Origin of the sequence: Shewanella sp. GD04112, from assembly GCF_029835735.1 — a bacterium.
Classification (GTDB): domain Bacteria; phylum Pseudomonadota; class Gammaproteobacteria; order Enterobacterales; family Shewanellaceae; genus Shewanella.
Window position 1 is genome coordinate 2,830,585 of sequence record NZ_JAOEAL010000001.1, and the last position, 17,578, is coordinate 2,848,162.

Here is a 17,578-nt window from a genome sequence, read left to right on the forward strand (position 1 = left end):
ATGCATCACGCCGATAGCACAGTATTCAGAATTGGCCTTGGCACTGCTCTTGCGGTGTTCGTGTGTTTTGGTCTCGCACTACCGATGCCGCACCTTGGCTGTATCATGGCGTGGGTCATCCTATGTCGCCCCGGTGAGGCGTTGAGTTTAAAAAAGGGCATTATCGGTGGCGTGATGTTATCGCTCATTATGACCGCCGGCGTATTGTTAGTCCCGCTATTGAACTATTACACCTTTGCGGCCGTGCTGCTGGTCGTGTTGTTTCTCTATATCTTGATGCTGATGTCGGTCACAGGCAAAGGCGTGTTAGCCATGTTGCTGACAATGGCGATTACCCTGATCCCGGTGGCGGGATTAATCGAACAAGCATTGGCGCTGGCCATCGCCCAGTTGATTGCCATCGGAGTGTTGATTGGCACGTTAGTCAATGGCATCGCCCACGCGTTGTTTCCGCCCTCACCCATCGCCGCCGCAGAGCAACCAACACTATTACCGCCTGAACGTCCAAAGCGCTTGGCCCTTCGCGCCACCATTATTGTTATCCCTGTGTGGCTACTGGCACTGAGCGATCCATCATTTTACATTCCCGCCGTGATGAAAACGGTGATGCTCGCGCAGCAAAGTACGCTACTCAATGCCAAACAAGCGGGCAAAGAACTGGTGCTCTCGACCCTTATGGGCGCCCTGTTGGCATTCGCCCTATGGATGGGGTTAAGTATTTGGCCCTCGCTCTTGATGTTGGTATTGCTGCTGACGCTAATGACGATATGGCTGGCACAACGGCTGATTCAAGTCGTGCCTACGCGCTTTCCACCCTCGTTTTGGAGCAATAGTTGGATCACTGCCCTCATCCTATTTGGCCCAGCCATTGCCGACAGTGCGAATGGTAAGGATGTGTGGCTAGCCGCCGCGATGCGTTGTAGCCTGTATTTATTAGTCGCGGGCTATGGTTGGTTGTGTTTTATGGTACTCGAGCAGCGCTGGCCCGCGGGTCGGCCCGCATCAGAAACCCCGGTTGGAGAATAAAATGTTATCAGCATTAGTGGTTGGCTTACCCATCATCCTAATCAATATGTTGTTGCAATCGCTCGCTACCATGTGGTGTATCCGCTTCTACAACAAGCGGGTATTGGACCGCGATAGCTTAGTCGCAGGGGTTTTAGGCCTATTTGGCATTACCACCATTGTGATACTGGGCAATCTGTTACAGATAGTGACCTGGGGCGGCTTGTTTGTTTTTTTAGGCGAGTTCGATAATCTGCACGATGCCATTTATCACTCAGGAGTTAACTTCGCCACCTTAGGGTATGGCGATATTGTGATGAGCGAAAAATGGAAACTACTGGGGCCAATCGAAGCCGTGAATGGCGCGCTAATGATAGGTTTATCAGGTGCTTCTATGCTGGCAGTATTACAGCAATACGTGCAGAAAAAATAACACAAAGGGGCGCTTGGTAGAGCCCCTTTGTCATCCCAATTCAAGTGCTTAGGTAGGATTTTTTACGCGCAAGAGACTTTGTATCGCCCTCACCCGCAAAATTAACAACCCGCATTCCCTTGGTTAGCTCACCTTAATGAGCCTCAAATCCACAGTGACCTCAAGTTCAATCATTCACTTTCAGGAACGCTTTAACACTGTGGCTTTACGCAAACTTATCGGCGAATGATTTACGCTCGACAGCCCATTTTTCTGTACAGATTAACAAAAGTCGCGATGGCATAGATGCCACAAAGTGACCATAGGGCGGACAATCAACTCCCGAAGACCATGGTTCACCTTCTTAGCACCTGCGTAATCTGTACGTTTTAAAGAAAATATATAACTCGTTTGGGGACATTTTCTAGTTAAAGCCTTAACTCAAACGCGTTTGCTTCAGATAAAAATATCTATGGGTAACGCTGCGCTCTGCGGCAAATTTGGAGCGCAGCGGAAACTTGTCCGATAGTAGCGCTTTGTTACACGGCGGCTTAACCACTAAAATATGATGGGAACTCGCCAATACACTCACTTACAACCTGATGGTAGGTCTTTAATATATCGGAATCGAACACATCAGAATCTACTCCTTGGCCATTAAGAACAGAACCAAGGCGCTTGCAAACCTCTCTATCAACATAGCCCTGAGAATAGAGCCACATTTCAAGGCGATTTGACAGTCCAAGTTTTAAACGTGTTTGCAAGCTCCTAAGATGCTCCAATACATCGTCGGCCAATCCCTTACCCTCAGCCACATCAGCAATAGCCCCGACATACAACATAGAATCAAAAGAGATTGCACCGTCAGCCAAGTCTACTACGTGGTCCATTTTAATAGTTCTTTGCTGCGCCCCTGCTTGATAATAAACGCCTGATTGAACCAAGTGACCATGCAGATCAGCATAGCTAGTTCCTGAAATCCATAATTTGGCAAATTCTAGTATTACGTCTTTAGGCTTTATTTTGAGAAACATCTTGTTGTTATTGAGCTGAGATAGCAAAGGCCAGCAAATCAAAAGAACTTCACCAGAGCTTTGCGCTTGTGCTATTTCCTCCCAATTTTCATCAAGCCAATTTTCGATTAAGAATAGATTTTTCAACCCCAGCAATGATTTTCCGAAGAATGCTCTTTTCTCTTCGGGCACGGAAAGAACTCTACCTGCGACAAGTGAAAATGCTGCCCGTAGCTGGTGTTTCTGATTTTCGTCTGACAAAAAGTAAGCCAGTGTTCCTTGGGCCAACTCATCAAAGAACGTTTGAGACGCACCTGGATTGTCTTTCAAATAGGACAAAAAATAGCTTTCTATTGCTTCGATTAAAGCTTCCTTATAATCCATCTGATCCAGTAGCGAACTGATATCAATAGCGTTTTGATTTCCTACATCTATACAGATTTGTCTATAGTCGCCGGGATTTGCGATGAACTGGATAACATCAACATTAAGTGCTGCAAAATCAAAAGACGAGATCAAGTCCAGTAGGCTACTAGCGCAGTCCTCCGCATTAGTAAAATCGAGCAAATGCATCGCTCTTTGCCATCGCCACCTTTCACGAAAATCATTGCGCTTATCAAAAACATCTGTATCCGCAAAAATGACACTCCCTTCGGTATGGTATCCAGCTCTGCCTGCTCGCCCGATGAGATTGTGGAAGTCTCGCGTGGTGATTTCTTGTCCTGCTTGAAATGTACTTGAAACAACTAAATATCTAATTGGAAGATTCACACCCTGGGCAAGGGTTGAGGTACATACTACCAATACTGACTTATTGGATTCCATTGCCCACTCTACAGAAACGCGGATACCATTGGGAATGTTTGAGCTATGCGGCAATATTCCAAGGGAAATCGAACGAGTAAGTATAAACTCATCTCCAAAATGCAAACTGGAAAGGTAAGCAATTTTGTCTAATTCGCTTTGTTCGCTAGAAGTGCTAGGTGGCGGTAAAGGAAGCCCTCTTTCGTAGTAATCAACTAAAAGCTCGCATATTGACGTAACAGTACTCTTTACACCGCAGAAGATAGCAACAGGTCCTTGATGGCATAATTTTACCCCTAAATAAGCTGCGACGCTGGGGTTGTCGTTTTTGGCGGGAAAAAGCCGAGCGTTCCTCTCTCGGCCTCTCGTTCCAAGGTTTATTTGCTCAATCACTCTAGGAACGAAAAAATCTCTATCTGCCTCACGATCTTGATCGATATATTGAAGTTGACCTATTGCTGTTTGCCAGCTTGCGAAGGCTGTACTTCGTACTGTTGGTAAACATCCTGCTCCTTGAATCTCAATACCAGTCTCTCCATTAAGCCATTCACCAATTGAGTTTGCGTTCGCCATTACAGCGGAGATCAATACCTTCTGAACATCATCACCTACGCGAGATTTGAGGTAGGCCATCAATAGCTCGTAGGTGACACCTCTCCTTCCAGTGTCAAACTGATGCCCTTCGTCAAAAATAAGCAAGCCGATTGAGTCTGCTAAAGCGGGTTCATGTCTAAGAAGATAAACAAGTTTCTCCGGTGTGGTAACAACTATAGACTTGGTAGCTAATCCATCCTGATCAGTTTCTCCGATTAAAAGTCTTATAAGCTCGTCATCACTTGCGGAAATATCCAGAACATCTTGCAATTCATTGATATTTACATCTTCACTTTCGAATGCCAGTTCAAATGTCGCTGTAATCTCCCGACATAAGGCTCTGAATGGCGCCACTATTACAGCAACGTCAGAGCGCCCAGACAAAAACGAGCTTCTAATTATTAATTCTGTAGATTTTGTCTTTCCTGCACTCGTAGGCATTTGCACAACAGCAGATACACCAGAAAAAACTCCTTGCTCGCCCAGCAACCTCTGAGCAGGCCAAAACTCTTGAACAAATGTCGGTTTAACAATTAAATTAAACCATTGTTTTATTGGAATTTGTGTGTATTTCGGCAAACAGACTATTGACGAGTTTTCTAGTTTTCGTAGCAAGATAGAAGAAATAATGTCGGCAAATAGAAGCTCTCTATCAGAACCTTTCTCGTACACTTCATTCCTCAAGGTCTGTATTTTCTGTTTAAAGCTCTGGGCATCAAGTGTTAAACCAAAGAAACTACGAGTGGCGTAGCCGACATCATCTATTGCCTGAGTTAAATAGGTTTCTTTAACGCGATACCAATCCTCTTCGAAGTTAGACTTCAATATCCATATCAGAATTCCCTCAAGATTAGTATCAGTGAGCAGTTCTGTCTTATAGGCCAAACTTTTGGCCAGAACGATGGAGCTACCGGGCATGTTCGCTAAATAGTAAGCCGCCGAACCTATAATCTTTAGATAAATAGTCATCTCATCAGCCAGATGAGACTGAATCAAAGCATCAAAATATTGCCCAACTGAGATTAGCTCAGACTTTAGCTCTTCATGCTCATCCGTCTCTTCAACCTGTTGTTCTCCACGAGCTTCGAGAGCTGACAGGTCGCCCAATATCCCTATAGTCGTAATCAATAATTTACGCGGGTCAACAGGTAACTCAATATGAGATGCTTCATCAATAGCAAATTCATACATCTTTGCTTTCGACTTTGTAATTGCCAGCATTTTCTTTGAGGACGACTCAAGCTTCATTTGCTGCCCTCTCGTATAGAGCATGAACCAAAGACATCAATACAGGGCCTCTAATCACAATCATCTCCAAATGCTTTGGGTATGAATGCTCATTAGTTGAAGCTTCAGCTAAAGTTTCGACGCAACATGAACTATCAGTTAAAACCGCTGCGGCCCCAAATTTTGTTTTATATGGGTGGTCAACATTTTTTTGGAATCTTGAGATGATAGCCATTCCAGCTAAATCTCTCTGATCATACAGCCTTTGCTTTGCACCGTTTAATGACTCCGCAAGTCTAGCCTCATCCTTTGAACTGTCGTCAATTGCGGTTTGCAAAGTGTTTTTGACATTGTTCTCAGAAAGACGAGCCTTGACCTCGTATATTAATAATTCGTCTTTTCTGGATGGGGTTTCATTCTTTTGCTTAAAACCCAAAACATCTGAACCCTTGGATGACTCATTACCAATTATTTTCCGGTCGTAGCGAGTTCTTGGAACATAGTAATCGTGGAGAAACATCAAATAGTCAGCAACCAAAATTTCAGCAAAATCTCCAGCACGGATACTTGGTCCAGGGCTTTTAGTTTTATGCGGAAACTTTAGATTTAACAAATAGTCTTTTTTTGTCTGCCCTTCAGGTTTGAGTATCTCTATTTCATCATCACTACAATAGTGATTCCTGAAATGCCTTGCCCAGTGTGACATGACCTCTTTATTGGCTACATCGTAAGCGAACTCATATACAGGGACGTTCTCACCTGTTGAAATAGCGATTACTTCACCAGTATCGTGAAGCCACTGAATATGTTCTTTAGTCCATGGCATTTGCAGTATACCGAGCCCTTCTACGTTTAATTATTCGTGTTGACCAGAGTGCCAATCTCGATAGGTGCCGTGTAACATTTTATTAGTGCGCATGCGCGTTTATCACGTTAGACCAGTGAAAACGCGCACAGTTAACTATCTGTATGCAAAGAACTTATCAGCTTTCTACCAAATACTCCATCTGGAAAAACGCGCATGCGCATTTTCCAAACCTATTATCTAATCCATACTGTTTATATATGCATGATTTTAAAAAAATTTATTTGTAGTCAAATGTGAAAATGCTCACAAAGTTAGGATAAAAATTATCATTTTTTAAATATGACTGTATACCTATCCAGCCTTTAGTCATCGGTATGAATTGCAATAGTTGAGTTATTAAGGATGAAAATTTTTCGGCAAGAAAGCCTGCTTTTGACTGCACCACAGACAACTTGTTAACTCACTTTGAGGCATTAAAGCTTTTAGCCAGATGAACAGTTCAATGGTTATTAAAATAGCCATTGTTGCAACAGTGACCGTTGGCGACATGGCCGCTGTGAACGCGGCATTTACACTTCCATGTGTTGCAGATGCCGCCGCCGAGCCTATAGGGATACTTCTTGTAAAATAAAAGGACGGCGTGTCACTGGGGAAACAATGACAATTCATCCTACACACCTGACGACAAACTTATCTCGCTTTGGAACAAATGCTTTTTAGCCAGACAAAAACAGTTTAATAGTCGACAAACTGACATTGTTGGCACAGTGACCTTATAAAACGAGGATGTTTAAGTAGAAGCCTCAGGGATGCTTCTACTTAAAAAAACGGCGGCGTGTCACAGGAGAAACACAGCCATGCCTATCACGCGATAAAGAATTACGCTTTCTGGCTTCGATTAATTGCACCGCATCCAACCGTACTTAAGCCTTAAATCCTTCCCAACGCATTTGTTGCTGGCTAATTTGTTTTTCCAGCTAACTGATCTAATAAGGCATCCATACTCTGTTCGAGTAGATCGAGGACTAATTCGAATCCTTGCGTACCACCGTAATAGGGATCCGGTACTTCATCCGTGTCGCAATCACCGTAGGACAACATCAGCTTTAATTTGTATTGATATTCGGGTGGGCAACGGCGGCGTAAATCCGCGAGGTTGCTATTATCTGCCGCTAAAATAAGATCGAAATGCTCAAAATCGGCATCAATCACTTGTCTTGCGCGCATGCCGTCGAAACTCAAACCGCGTTTTTTACCTGCCGCCATCGAGCGACTGTCGGGGTTATCCCCTTGGTGATAACCAATAGTACCCGCCGAATCGACTTCGATATTAAGACGGCGTTCGCGAATTTTAGCGCGGCAAACGGCCTCGGCGGTGGGCGAACGACAAATATTGCCCATGCAGACCATTAAGATACGTCGTACATGCTGCTCTTTTGCTAACGCTTTATCTTCTAACAACTTAACATCCTCTCGTGTTACTACTTAGCTGTTGATGCCATCTGTCCAAAGGCGGGGGAAATACATTTTTTGACTTCAAAATGGTAACCATACTGCTCATGGGCAGACTCGGTGATTTCCAATATTTCATAGTCATTTAGCTCAATCACCACTGAGTCGGCCAATTTATCACAACGACTGCGACCATCGGCTTCAAATTTATAGGCAAATAAGGCAATTAAATCTCGGATCCCTTTGTAATAACTATGACCAAAGGCCTTAAGTGTCTCGGTGGTGTCGGTTTGATTGGGTTGCTGCGAGAGTTCAGTTCCCGCTTGTTCAATACTATCCTCGGCTTTGAGAATAGTTTCGCCTTCATTAACCACCCGTTTATCGAGCGAATCATGTTTTAACGCTTGGGTTTTCTTAGCTAAATCCCCTACCCAGTTTTCACCATCGGTAATCGCAACTAGGTTTAATAACAACACCACAGACAGAATCATCCGCACCAGCGCGGTTGTCACCACAAATCGTTTTTTACTGCCTTGCTGCTTGGCTTCGAGTCCTAAAATCCGCAATCCGATATGGAAAAACAAATAGCAAGGGATCACCAATTGCAGCAGGAGTAAGGCAAGGATGGAGATACACACAAACCAAATCGGCAGATACAGCAGAATGGCAAAGTTATGGGTGTAGGACAAATGCGAGGCCGATACACCGGTGATTTCGTTCACGACACTGCCGCTGGCCGCGAGGGCGAAGTTTGCAATAACCGCATAAAACAGCAGGAAAATAGCTTTGCCCGCTAGCGTATGCCAAGCCATGGCAAATCTGGGCCAAAACTCAATAATCAAGGCAACAGCGGTGATGATGGCGGCTATCCAAATTTCGGGCTGGAATAGCATTAACGCCAGTAACGCTAACAGGTAACAACGCTGGGCAAGATTTAAGCTCAGCCAAAATTGCTTAAGTGTCACGAATGGATGTTTAAGCCATTTAGGCACAGTCAAGGCTTGCTGCACACGCTGCTTCCAAAGGGTTAATCCATGTTGACTGTCGACCAAAACTCACTCCTTGATTTGATTGCCCATTAATAATCAATACGATACTCGGCAAAACGATTGTTAAGCATTCGATCTTTATCAAAATTCAACAATTTCGCAACCTATTCTTTATCCTCTGGCGGTATGTCGCTTCTTATCCGCAAGAAGCTCGCAAAGCGCGGTAAGCCATTGACGGTTAATCCAAGATATTTGTAAGTGATAAGCGTGCCAATTGCGGGCGGATGCTGACGCTCGGCCAAGCTAAAACCCGTGCCAATACTAAAGACACGGCCATCTGCGGTTTGCACTCTCAATGACCCCAGTTGCCCAGCAAATTGCCCTTTACCCGCAATATGCCCAATCACTTTGGCCTCGGCATCTAAATAGGGCTTTAACTTCATCACGTTAGGATTACGACCCGGCATATATAACGCCGTGCGTCGATGCAAGATTAAGCCTTCACCGCCTTGCGCCACTATAGTGTCTAATGTCTGGTAGAGCGCCTCGACACTTTCTATGCTCACTTGCTTAATCACTTGCAGGTAAACCGATTTACCTGCAAGCAAAGTTTGCATCTGCTGATACCGCGCTTCAAAGCTTCCTTTTGCCTTGGGTAAATCAAACACCATAAAACGCACATTCTGCCACTCGCTCTCATTCGCTGATGCTTGGCGGATAAGGCCAGATATGGCTTCAAATCGCCCTCGCCCGATCCATAACTCACCGTCCATTGGGCTGGTCGGAAAATCCGCAGTAAACCAACGTGGCGCTAAGATGGGATTCCCCTGACGAGTCACTAAACGTTTTCCATCCCAATAACCGCGCACACCATCGAGTTTTTCGCTGACGAGAAAATCACTGATATGGGCACTATTCTCCTTTGAAAACTCAGTCGCTAATTGAATATTCGGCGCTTGGGGATTGGCGTAACTCACGGCCATGAATAAAGCGCAAATTCCGCAGTAATTTCCGAATAAAACAGCGAAACGCAGCACAAATGCAAATGTTAAAAAAGGTAAGCGAGTTGTAAGAGTCATTCCTTTGCCTCTTCAATAAAGCGGTATGGAATTTCAAGCTTAGCCGTAAGCCTGAGCGACGGCGAATCCTGCAATGCCCCACTAACACCCTAGCAGGACTGCGAATTTGTCGGCTTAGCTATTTATACGCTGGGGTTATCGGGCTATACTGCGGCCTCTTTTTTAAGCTCGTTCAAATGTTAACACGCGAGTCGTAGGCGATTTGAATGGGTAAAAGCTTCGCGAACAATCGCCCAAGTCGATGGAATTATTATGAAACCAGCAAACAACCACGGTATTAAACGCATCTTTAGAGCGACGGGATTTTCGATGAAGGGCTTAAAAGCCGCTTGGATCCACGAAGCCGCTTTTAGACAGGAATTGATGCTGGCCGTAGTCATGCTACCAATCGCCCTGTTGGTCGATATCAGTACCATGGAACGACTAATGCTGATCTTAACCTTGTTTATCGTGTTGATTGTGGAGCTATTGAACTCGGCGATTGAAGCCGTGGTTGACCGTGTTGGCAGTGAAATCCATCACCTCAGTGGGCAAGCAAAAGATATCGCCTCCGCCGCTGTGTTTATGAGCCTAGCGCTCTGCGGTATTACTTGGCTTGTCGTACTGCTACCGCTAGTTATTTAATACGCTGTTGATTTTATGCCTGTTATGTAGCGCAGTCTTTAACGAGCGCTTTTATCTGGCAAAGCCAAGTATCACTTATTAGCCGTTTGTTCTGCTGCAAAAAACGCCTTTGGATTAGCATCTAAAGGCGTTTTTTATGCGGCATTTTTTATGTATCGCTTTAACTGATTAGCGATTTTCCGCTGACTTATCGGCTAAAAAGCCAATCGCTTGTTTGATTTGTTCTAAGCGGTCATTCTCGGCCCAATAGGCAACATACACGCTGCGTGAAATGGGGCTCGCTCCTGAAACTAAATGTAACTCGCCGCGATTCAACAATGGCTGAACCAAATGCTCGGGTAAAAACGCGCAGCCACCGTTATTCAAGATAAAATCCAAGGCGATACGTGCCGAACTGGTATGTAAAGTCGGCACGGGTAAGGCGGCGTATTCCTGCGCATGCAGGATATTAAAGGCCGTCCCCCAATCCACTTTGACATATTGTCCGGCCTGCACCGCATTCACCCCCACATCCATGGTCTTGGACACCAATAGAAGATTAATTTGGCCTAATTGCACCAGCTCGAATTGGTCGAGTTTGGGTGGGTCGAAGGAAATCGCCAAATCAAGGGTGCGGTCCATCAATTGCCGTGTCATCACAGTTAATGGCAACACTTCGGTCCGCAGGGCAACGCCGGGTAATCCCACATGCAAATGCTGTAAATGCCCTTGCAAATAGGCATCCCAAATATTTGGTCCCGCGCCAATGGCGAGTTGAGTCGATTGTAACTGACTGAGGGAGACATCCTGCTTGGCGCGCTCCCAAGCGGTTAATACCGCTTCAGCATGTCCAAGCATACGTTCGCCCGCTGGCGTGGGCTGAATATTGTTGCGTTGGCGCTCAAACAAAGCGACGCCAAGAATGCTTTCAAGCTGCTTGACCCGAAAGCTCACCGCACTGCGGGTAAGGTATAGATTTTCCGCGGCCTTGCCAAAATGACGGGTACGGGAGACTTCCAAAAAGGTCTTAAGTAAATCGGTATCCATAAAAATTCTTGACCAACATTGGCAAATTTTTTTGATTTATAAATCAATAATACTAGCCAATACTCCAGTTGCAAATCTTTGTATATCAAAAACTAGAAGGTAACAGCCATGTCTGAACAGTCTTTTTCAAACGCTAACAAGGGTTCTGAGACGGTGAACGGCTCAGCTGCCAGCTTTGTATCCCATAAACGTTTTTATGATGATACAAATTTCCCGAAAGGTTTTAAGCGCAGTGGCGACTTCACCAGTAAAGAAGCCGAACTACTTGAAATACATGGTCATGCCATGAAAAATCTCGACGAAGGCAAGACACTCCCCGTCACCGCCGATGAAGCGCAATTTGTCGAAGTCATCAAAGGAAACATCGCTCCCAGTAGCTTGTTAGAGCAGATCTGGTTAAAGTACCGCAAACTCGCCCTAGGTAAACCCTTTTATGCCGTGGTTGGCACAGTACATTTGCCCCCCACTAAGCCTGAGGCCGAGCCCGAAGCGGCATTCGATGTGGATGTCGAAATTGACGATGATGTTCAGGATGAAGCTGAACCCGAGGATAAAGAATGAAAATGAAGGTTTGCGATTAAATGCGTGGGTGGATTTTATATAAAGAAACCGCGACTCAGCTAAAACCTGAATTGTATGAAATTGAACGTCTATTGGCAGCAGCCAAGGCCGACAATATTGAGTTAGAAGTGTATGCTCCGGATGAGTTCGATCTCACCGTGACGAGAGAAGACAACAAGAGTATTTTGTTAAACGGTCAACCCGTTGAATTACCCGATTTTATCATCCCGAGAATGGGCTCCGGCACCACTTACTTTGCGTTGGCGATCATTCGCCATTTAGAACGCTTAGGGGTGTACTGCTTAAATCCATCAAAAGCCATTGAAATCGTTAAAGATAAACTCTTTTCCCAGCAATTACTGGCCGAGAAGAATTTACCCACGCCCAAAACCATGTTGGTGAAGTTCCCCGTCGATATCGAACTGGTTGAACGCCATTTAGGTTTTCCCGTGGTGATTAAAACCCTCTCGGGCTCTCAGGGTAGCGGCGTATTTTTGTCCCATAAGGCCCGCGAATTTGATGATTTAATGCAATTAATCGAAGCGACCAATAAAAACGCCAACATTATTTTGCAGGAGTTTATCGCCAACAGCCACGGCCGCGATCTCAGGGTATTTACCATTGGTGGACGCGTAGCCGGCTGCTATGAGCGCCGTGGGCAAGAAGACAGCTTTAAAGCCAATGTCAGCGCGGGAGGTTCGGCGCGCCCCTTCGAGATCACACCTGAAATCGAATGGCTGGCGACACAAACCGCTAATATTCTGGATTTAGATGTTGCGGGTATCGATTTGTTATTCGATAACGGCCACTACAAAATCTGTGAAGCCAACTCATCCCCTGGTTTCGAGGGTCTAGAATCTTGCTTAAACGTGGATATTGCTGCACAAATCCTGCATTTTATCCGCATCCGTTTAGGCATGTTTAACAAGGACGAGAAAAGCAGCGAGTCAACACCCGCTCAAATGGCAGAGCCAGAAGTGAACACCGCGACGAATACCAGCGCCTCGACACCTACCGCTAACACGCATAGCAAGTGATGCTGCATCCTTAAGCTCTTATCTGCGGCCCAGTCTTTACTGGGCCGCATTTTTTGGCCTGATTATACATTTTCGTCACAAATCACTGGGATGCAAATTACCGTGATCCGCCCCACAAGCTCATCATACCAAGCTTATTAGCCGTACTACTTTTGTTTTAAATCACAAAACACGGCAATTTATAAAACATTTTATTCACATTTTGAAATTTGCTGTTACACTCCAAATGTCCATGGCTTATGGCACAAAAGTCTGATGTTATCGCTGGATATAATAAGAAGAATACTGGAGTAACGTTGATTTCTACTCGTCTAACACCCCTATTGATCGCTCTACTCGGCAGCAGTCCTGTGCTGGCGGGGGAATTGAGCCTTGAGTTAGGGGGATTTTATTCACAGTCTGATACCAATATGGAGGTGACGAACCCGACCACGGGCAATAACTTCACCTTAGACTATGAATCCGATCTGCAACTGGCCGAGAATGAGTTTTTACCCTTTGTTGAAGTCAATTATCACTTTAACGAGCGGCATAATATTTACCTCGACTGGAAACAACTTCACCGCAGCGCCGAAACCCAAGCCTTATCCAAACCCTTTCAAATCGAAATAAACGACACCATTTACGACATTAAAGCTGGCGGCAAGCTCAACTCCACCTTAAATATTGATATTCTGCGCCTCGGTTACGGTTACGATGCCATCCAAGGCAGCGACTACGATGTGGGCATTTCCCTTGGTTTGCACACCATGTTTATCAAGACAGGCTTTGAAGGCGTCATCGGTGTCTGCCATGCCTCTGAGCTGCTGAACAATGTTTGTGGTAGCCAAGCCATCCCCCGCATCGTCGATGAAAATGTCACCGCACCTTTGCCGGATTTTGGCATCTATGCCAACTATGAATTTATCCCCGGCTGGAAGCTGACGACCCATGCCCAGTATTTCTACATCAAACTCAATGATGTAAAGGGCGAACTGGTAGATGTTAAACTCGGCATCGATGCCAATATCACCGATAACTGGCGCATGAGCGTGGCCTACAACTACTACAAGGTCGATGTGGATATCGCCCAAAAATCACCGAATAAAGATACTCAAATCGCCGACTACAACATTTACTACAGTTTTATCGGCCCGATGCTTTCGGTCAGCTATACCTTCTAATAGATTGATAAGCATAAAAAAAGGACGCCTAGGCGTCCTTTTTTATGCTTAATATGATTACTTTTTACGACCGTCTTGCTCACGCTTGGTCTTAAAGTCTGATGCCTCTACCCAATGTGGCCAATCGGTGCCATTGGCTAAGGTGGTTAGCATGCTCGCCATCAGCTCTAAATCCTGCTTTACCCCTTCGAGGGTCCAGTTAGGATCATAATCATCGGCGCCCTTGTGGTATTTGTGGGCAATATAGTCAGGATCCGTATCCCCAAGGCTCATAAATAACAAGCCGGGCACGCCTTGTTGGGCCAGCGCGAAGTGATCCGATCTAAACATCAAACCATTTTGTGGTCTTGGATCGCCCTTCACCACCCGTCCCTGCGCCTTAGCGGCCTTATCCAAATACGTTTCTAACTCAGATACCCCCTCACCATAGCGCAGAATATAATCCACACCTTGGTTCATATTCATGCCGTCGATATTCAAAAACGACACGATATTTTTGGTCGGCACACTCGGATGCTGAGCGAAATGCTGGGCGCCAATTAAGCCGGTTTCCTCGGCAGTAAAGGCACTAAACAGAATCGAACGCTCAAGCGGCGCACTTTGCGCTTGTTTGGCAAAGTAACGTGCCAGCGCCAACACACCCGCCACGCCACTGGCGTTATCCACGGCGCCATTGATGATCTCAGGCTTACCATCTTCAATGACTGTACCCAGATGATCCCAATGGGCATGCATCATCACCACTTCATCGGGGCGACTCTTGCCGGGCAACAGTGCCGCCACATTGTGGGATTCGGCGCGCTCAATCGTATTATTTAAACTCACATTCGCCTTTAACTTTAAGGGAATGGCCTTAAAGTTTGGCTTGGCGGCTTGTTGCTTTAAGGTATCGAAGTCCATGCCGGCCTTAGCAAAAATCTTATTGGCGACATCATGTTGCACCCAGCCCATCACGCCCACCGGCCCTTGATTATTATTGGCATCGATCAAGGTGAATTTAGTGCCGGTATTGGAGTTTTGCACCACGCCCCAGCCATAGGCGGCAGGTGCCGTCTCATGGACGATAAATACCGCTTCGGCGCCTTGACGCGCGGCCTCTTCGTATTTGTAAGTCCAGCGACCATAGTAGGTCATGGCATTACCTTTAAATACCTTGGGATCTTGAGTAGCAAAACCTGGGTCATTGACGAGCACAATCACGGTTTTGCCTTTGACATCTAGGCCCTGATAGTCATTCCAACCATATTCAGGCGCATTAATGCCATAACCGACAAACACCACATCGCTATTACTGAGGTTGACTTTATCGCTAATTCTCTGGGTTCTAGCCGTAAATTCACTGCCATTGGCAAACTTGAGTCCGCCGATATCCAGTTGCATGTTTTGATCGGCGGTGATTTTCGCTAGCGGTACCGCCTGCAAATAGCTGTCGCCAAACCCCGGCTTAAGCCCCATCTCTTTAAAGGCTTTCTCAAGGTAATCAATCGTCAGCTGCTCGCCTTCAGATAAGGGCGCGCGACCGCCGAAGGCATCACTGGCTAAGGTTTTAACGTCGGTGCGATACTGGCCGAGATCCAAGCTGTCACTGAAGGAAGATGCGGCCATAGCAGGCAGTGACAGTAAGGAACCTAGGGCACCGGCAAGGATGAAATTTTTCAAGACTTTCTCCCAAGTTATTATCATTATTTAATTTTAGCGATAAACTCTATCATATCCCCCAACGCTTTTGGCAGGTAATTCAGCCTGCATTTGGGCATTAGTTGTAACGGGATTTAACGAGCAAAACTTTTTACCCAAATGTGGTATACCAAGTTTATCGAGTTATTTTTATTGGGATGTATCCATGTCACGAGATTTATTACAAACCGCAGCCTTAAATCTTAAAAAAGCGGTTCCCTTAATGCTCAAGCATCAAATTCCCACCACTCCAATCAATTATGCCCTGTGGTATACCTACGTGGGCGAACAAAACCCAGCGTTAAACGCACAGCTTGATACGGTTATCGCCCACTACAACACTTGCCCGCCAGTCAGTAGCGAGTTGTTGTTTCGCCAGTATGTCGCCGATCCGGTTGAGTTGGATGTTCGCGATATGCGGCTCAACCTTGAGGCCATGGCCACTGAGCTGTCGCAATCGATTCGGGATACCAATCTCGATGCAACTGAGTTCCAGACCTGTATTAACAACAACTTTGCCAAACTCAATGGCATTGAAGAAGGCGCGCTTAGCGTCGAGCAAGTGCTGGATTTAGTGCGTAATTTGGTGAAAGAGTCCGAGAATATTCGCTCGAGCACTGAGTATTTCACTTCCCAGTTACAAAAAGCGCAGACTGAGATTGATGCGTTAAAACAAAAGCTTGAAAAATCAGAGAAAGATGTACTTTACGATGCACTCACGGGCTGTTTAAACCGCCGCGCCTTCGACGCCGACCTCGCCGGCATGTTGGCACAGGCCCCCGAGGGCACCTGTCTTATCTTGGTCGATATCGATCACTTTAAAGCCTTTAACGACAACTATGGCCACCAGCTGGGCGATCAAGTATTAAGAGCTGTATCAAAGCGTTTGCAGGAAGCCTGTCGGGATGGCTGTAAGTTGTACCGCTTCGGCGGCGAGGAGTTTGCGATTATCGTGCCGAAAAGCCAACTGCGTATTGCGCGGCAACTGGCCGAGGCCATGCGCCGTGGGCTCGAGAAACTCAGCCTCAAGGATAGGCGCAAAGACCAACGTATCGACAATATCACCGCCTCCTTCGGTGTCGCCCAGTGGCAGGAAAAACAAGTCGCTATTCACCTCATCGAAAGAGCGGATATGCTACTTTACGAAGCCAAACGCTTAGGTCGAAATCGGGTGATGCCGATGAGCAACTAGCTCGAACAAAAAGGCAGAACTCTGGTTCTGCCTTTTTGTTCATCACGCCGGTTTTCACGCCATGCCCATCACACCATGGTTATCATGCTTTGATTGTCGTGAGCTTTAGCAGCTTAGCTCCCTCCCCTTATCTCACCGACTTATTTACATGCTTATCTTCATGTTAGAACTTGCACAAAGCTGTCAACTCAACGCTTTTAAATAATTTTTTGGATAAAAGCGTTGCCGCTAGGCCACCTTTTGAACCATCGCCTGAGTGGCCATCGTTTCAGCGGATTGTACTGCAGCGGGCTCGGGTTCGATCGGAATAGCCTGCACCACAAAACGCAGTTCAGCCCCGCCTTGCAGCGCATCGAAGGGATAGCAAGTGATCAGGGTTAAACGATTATCCTCACTTGGCGCCATCAATTCAGTTTGTGATTCGTGCACTACTTCGGTCGCCACCACTTGGTAAACAATTTCTTTGCCCGTCGCGGTTTGCAGCGCCAAACGGCGTCCAACACTGATGCCATTTAACATCGCAAAATGCGTATCCCTGTGCCCTGCAATCACAGTGTTACCTTGCGCGCCAGCGGGCGCACTCGATAGCACTAAAGCTGGCCCGAAGGCCAAATTACGACCAGATGCGCCCGCCAGCACATATAAGCTGTCGTTGGATGCCGGACCATCGAAGTGATTCGGTCTTTTAGCCTGCTCGATGGAGAGCTTAGCCACGGGATAGGTATCGGCCCAGGACCAAGGTTTATGGGATTGACCATCGATTAAGGTTTTAGCCCAGGCTTGTTCAATCAAATATTGGGCAAAGTGTGCTTTCGCTTGCATATAGAATCCTTTTCCAAACAACGTGATGCCGAGTAATACCAATCCCACCAGCAACCCTATTTGTATCTGTTGAGTCATGCGCCTACTCATGGA

Annotated in this window: 15 protein-coding genes; 7 read left to right on the plus strand and 8 right to left on the minus strand. The window is 46.1% G+C overall.

Going from position 1 to position 17,578, the window contains the following annotated elements; genetic code table 11:
* Positions 1–1,026, plus strand: coding sequence for a DUF2955 domain-containing protein (locus tag N7386_RS12545; RefSeq protein ID WP_086904867.1), 1,026 nt, complete (start codon positions 1–3; stop codon positions 1,024–1,026).
* A 1-nt stretch (position 1,027) separates the two neighbouring features.
* Positions 1,028–1,438 carry an ion channel gene (locus tag N7386_RS12550; protein WP_086904866.1) on the plus strand — a complete coding sequence of 137 codons (411 nt, stop codon included), beginning with the start codon at positions 1,028–1,030 and terminating at the stop codon, positions 1,436–1,438.
* A 530-nt stretch (positions 1,439–1,968) separates the two neighbouring features.
* On the opposite strand, the gene N7386_RS12555 is transcribed toward N7386_RS12550, so the two are convergent.
* From N7386_RS12555 to N7386_RS12575, 5 genes are all read right to left on the minus strand, one after another.
* Positions 1,969–5,076, minus strand: a complete 3,108-nt coding sequence (locus tag N7386_RS12555) for a DEAD/DEAH box helicase (RefSeq protein ID WP_279768787.1) — start codon at positions 5,074–5,076, stop codon at positions 1,969–1,971.
* Entirely contained in the window at positions 5,066–5,881 is an 816-nt protein-coding gene (locus N7386_RS12560; RefSeq protein ID WP_279768789.1) for a Hachiman antiphage defense system protein HamA, read from the minus strand. The genes N7386_RS12555 and N7386_RS12560 overlap by 11 nt, the downstream gene beginning before the upstream one ends.
* Before the next feature lie 942 nt (positions 5,882–6,823).
* Positions 6,824–7,273 carry a low molecular weight protein-tyrosine-phosphatase gene (locus N7386_RS12565; protein ID WP_164717958.1) on the minus strand — a complete coding sequence of 150 codons (450 nt, stop codon included), beginning with the start codon at positions 7,271–7,273 and terminating at the stop codon, positions 6,824–6,826.
* Positions 7,274–7,344: 71 nt separating this feature from the next.
* The gene (locus N7386_RS12570) at positions 7,345–8,367 is read right to left on the minus strand and encodes a hypothetical protein (RefSeq protein WP_086904197.1); all 1,023 of its coding nucleotides are present in this window, start codon (positions 8,365–8,367) and stop codon (positions 7,345–7,347) included.
* 101 nt (positions 8,368–8,468) lie between these two features.
* Complete coding sequence (locus tag N7386_RS12575) at positions 8,469–9,383, minus strand: DNA ligase (protein WP_279768792.1); 915 nt, start codon at positions 9,381–9,383, stop codon at positions 8,469–8,471.
* Positions 9,384–9,635: 252 nt separating this feature from the next.
* Between N7386_RS12575 and N7386_RS12580 the strand changes: the two genes are divergently transcribed.
* Positions 9,636–10,007 carry a diacylglycerol kinase gene (locus N7386_RS12580; RefSeq protein WP_279768794.1) on the plus strand — a complete coding sequence of 124 codons (372 nt, stop codon included), beginning with the start codon at positions 9,636–9,638 and terminating at the stop codon, positions 10,005–10,007.
* A 168-nt stretch (positions 10,008–10,175) separates the two neighbouring features.
* Here the strand turns inward: N7386_RS12580 and hdfR are convergent, their stop codons facing one another.
* Entirely contained in the window at positions 10,176–11,033 is an 858-nt protein-coding gene (gene hdfR, locus N7386_RS12585; RefSeq protein ID WP_279768796.1) for an HTH-type transcriptional regulator HdfR, read from the minus strand.
* Between the two features lie 108 nt (positions 11,034–11,141).
* Here hdfR and N7386_RS12590 point away from each other — a divergent pair, with 108 nt between their 5' ends.
* From N7386_RS12590 to N7386_RS12600, 3 genes are all read left to right on the plus strand, one after another.
* On the plus strand, positions 11,142–11,594 hold the full coding sequence (locus N7386_RS12590) for a DUF413 domain-containing protein (protein WP_086904201.1): 453 nt from the start codon (positions 11,142–11,144) through the stop codon (positions 11,592–11,594).
* A 20-nt stretch (positions 11,595–11,614) separates the two neighbouring features.
* Positions 11,615–12,631, plus strand: coding sequence for a RimK family alpha-L-glutamate ligase (locus tag N7386_RS12595; RefSeq protein ID WP_279768797.1), 1,017 nt, complete (start codon positions 11,615–11,617; stop codon positions 12,629–12,631).
* Positions 12,632–12,930: 299 nt separating this feature from the next.
* A complete protein-coding gene (locus tag N7386_RS12600) occupies positions 12,931–13,794 on the plus strand; it encodes a DUF481 domain-containing protein (protein ID WP_279771016.1) in 864 nt (287 codons plus the stop codon).
* Between the two features lie 57 nt (positions 13,795–13,851).
* Here N7386_RS12600 and N7386_RS12605 read toward each other — a convergent pair whose 3' ends face one another.
* On the minus strand, positions 13,852–15,477 hold the full coding sequence (locus N7386_RS12605; RefSeq protein ID WP_279768799.1) for a M28 family metallopeptidase: 1,626 nt from the start codon (positions 15,475–15,477) through the stop codon (positions 13,852–13,854).
* A gap of 160 nt (positions 15,478–15,637) precedes the next feature.
* On the opposite strand from N7386_RS12605, the gene N7386_RS12610 reads away from it, so the two are divergent.
* Positions 15,638–16,663, plus strand: coding sequence for a GGDEF domain-containing protein (locus N7386_RS12610; RefSeq protein WP_126511484.1), 1,026 nt, complete (start codon positions 15,638–15,640; stop codon positions 16,661–16,663).
* 228 nt (positions 16,664–16,891) lie between these two features.
* Here N7386_RS12610 and N7386_RS12615 read toward each other — a convergent pair whose 3' ends face one another.
* Complete coding sequence (locus tag N7386_RS12615; RefSeq protein WP_279768801.1) at positions 16,892–17,575, minus strand: class GN sortase; 684 nt, start codon at positions 17,573–17,575, stop codon at positions 16,892–16,894.
* Positions 17,576–17,578 lie beyond the last annotated feature (3 nt).

Coding starts and splice junctions, on each gene's coding strand:
- N7386_RS12595 (WP_279768797.1), top strand. CDS start 11,615: ATGCGTGGGTGGATTTTATATAAAGAAACCGCGACTCAGCTAAAACCT.
- N7386_RS12575 (WP_279768792.1), bottom strand. CDS start 9,383: ATGACTCTTACAACTCGCTTACCTTTTTTAACATTTGCATTTGTGCTG.
- N7386_RS12555 (WP_279768787.1), bottom strand. CDS start 5,076: ATGAAGCTTGAGTCGTCCTCAAAGAAAATGCTGGCAATTACAAAGTCG.
- N7386_RS12605 (WP_279768799.1), bottom strand. CDS start 15,477: ATGATAATAACTTGGGAGAAAGTCTTGAAAAATTTCATCCTTGCCGGT.
- hdfR (WP_279768796.1), bottom strand. CDS start 11,033: ATGGATACCGATTTACTTAAGACCTTTTTGGAAGTCTCCCGTACCCGT.
- N7386_RS12560 (WP_279768789.1), bottom strand. CDS start 5,881: ATGCCATGGACTAAAGAACATATTCAGTGGCTTCACGATACTGGTGAA.
- N7386_RS12610 (WP_126511484.1), top strand. CDS start 15,638: ATGTCACGAGATTTATTACAAACCGCAGCCTTAAATCTTAAAAAAGCG.
- N7386_RS12565 (WP_164717958.1), bottom strand. CDS start 7,273: ATGGTCTGCATGGGCAATATTTGTCGTTCGCCCACCGCCGAGGCCGTT.
- N7386_RS12550 (WP_086904866.1), top strand. CDS start 1,028: ATGTTATCAGCATTAGTGGTTGGCTTACCCATCATCCTAATCAATATG.
- N7386_RS12580 (WP_279768794.1), top strand. CDS start 9,636: ATGAAACCAGCAAACAACCACGGTATTAAACGCATCTTTAGAGCGACG.
- N7386_RS12545 (WP_086904867.1), top strand. CDS start 1: ATGCATCACGCCGATAGCACAGTATTCAGAATTGGCCTTGGCACTGCT.
- N7386_RS12590 (WP_086904201.1), top strand. CDS start 11,142: ATGTCTGAACAGTCTTTTTCAAACGCTAACAAGGGTTCTGAGACGGTG.
- N7386_RS12615 (WP_279768801.1), bottom strand. CDS start 17,575: ATGAGTAGGCGCATGACTCAACAGATACAAATAGGGTTGCTGGTGGGA.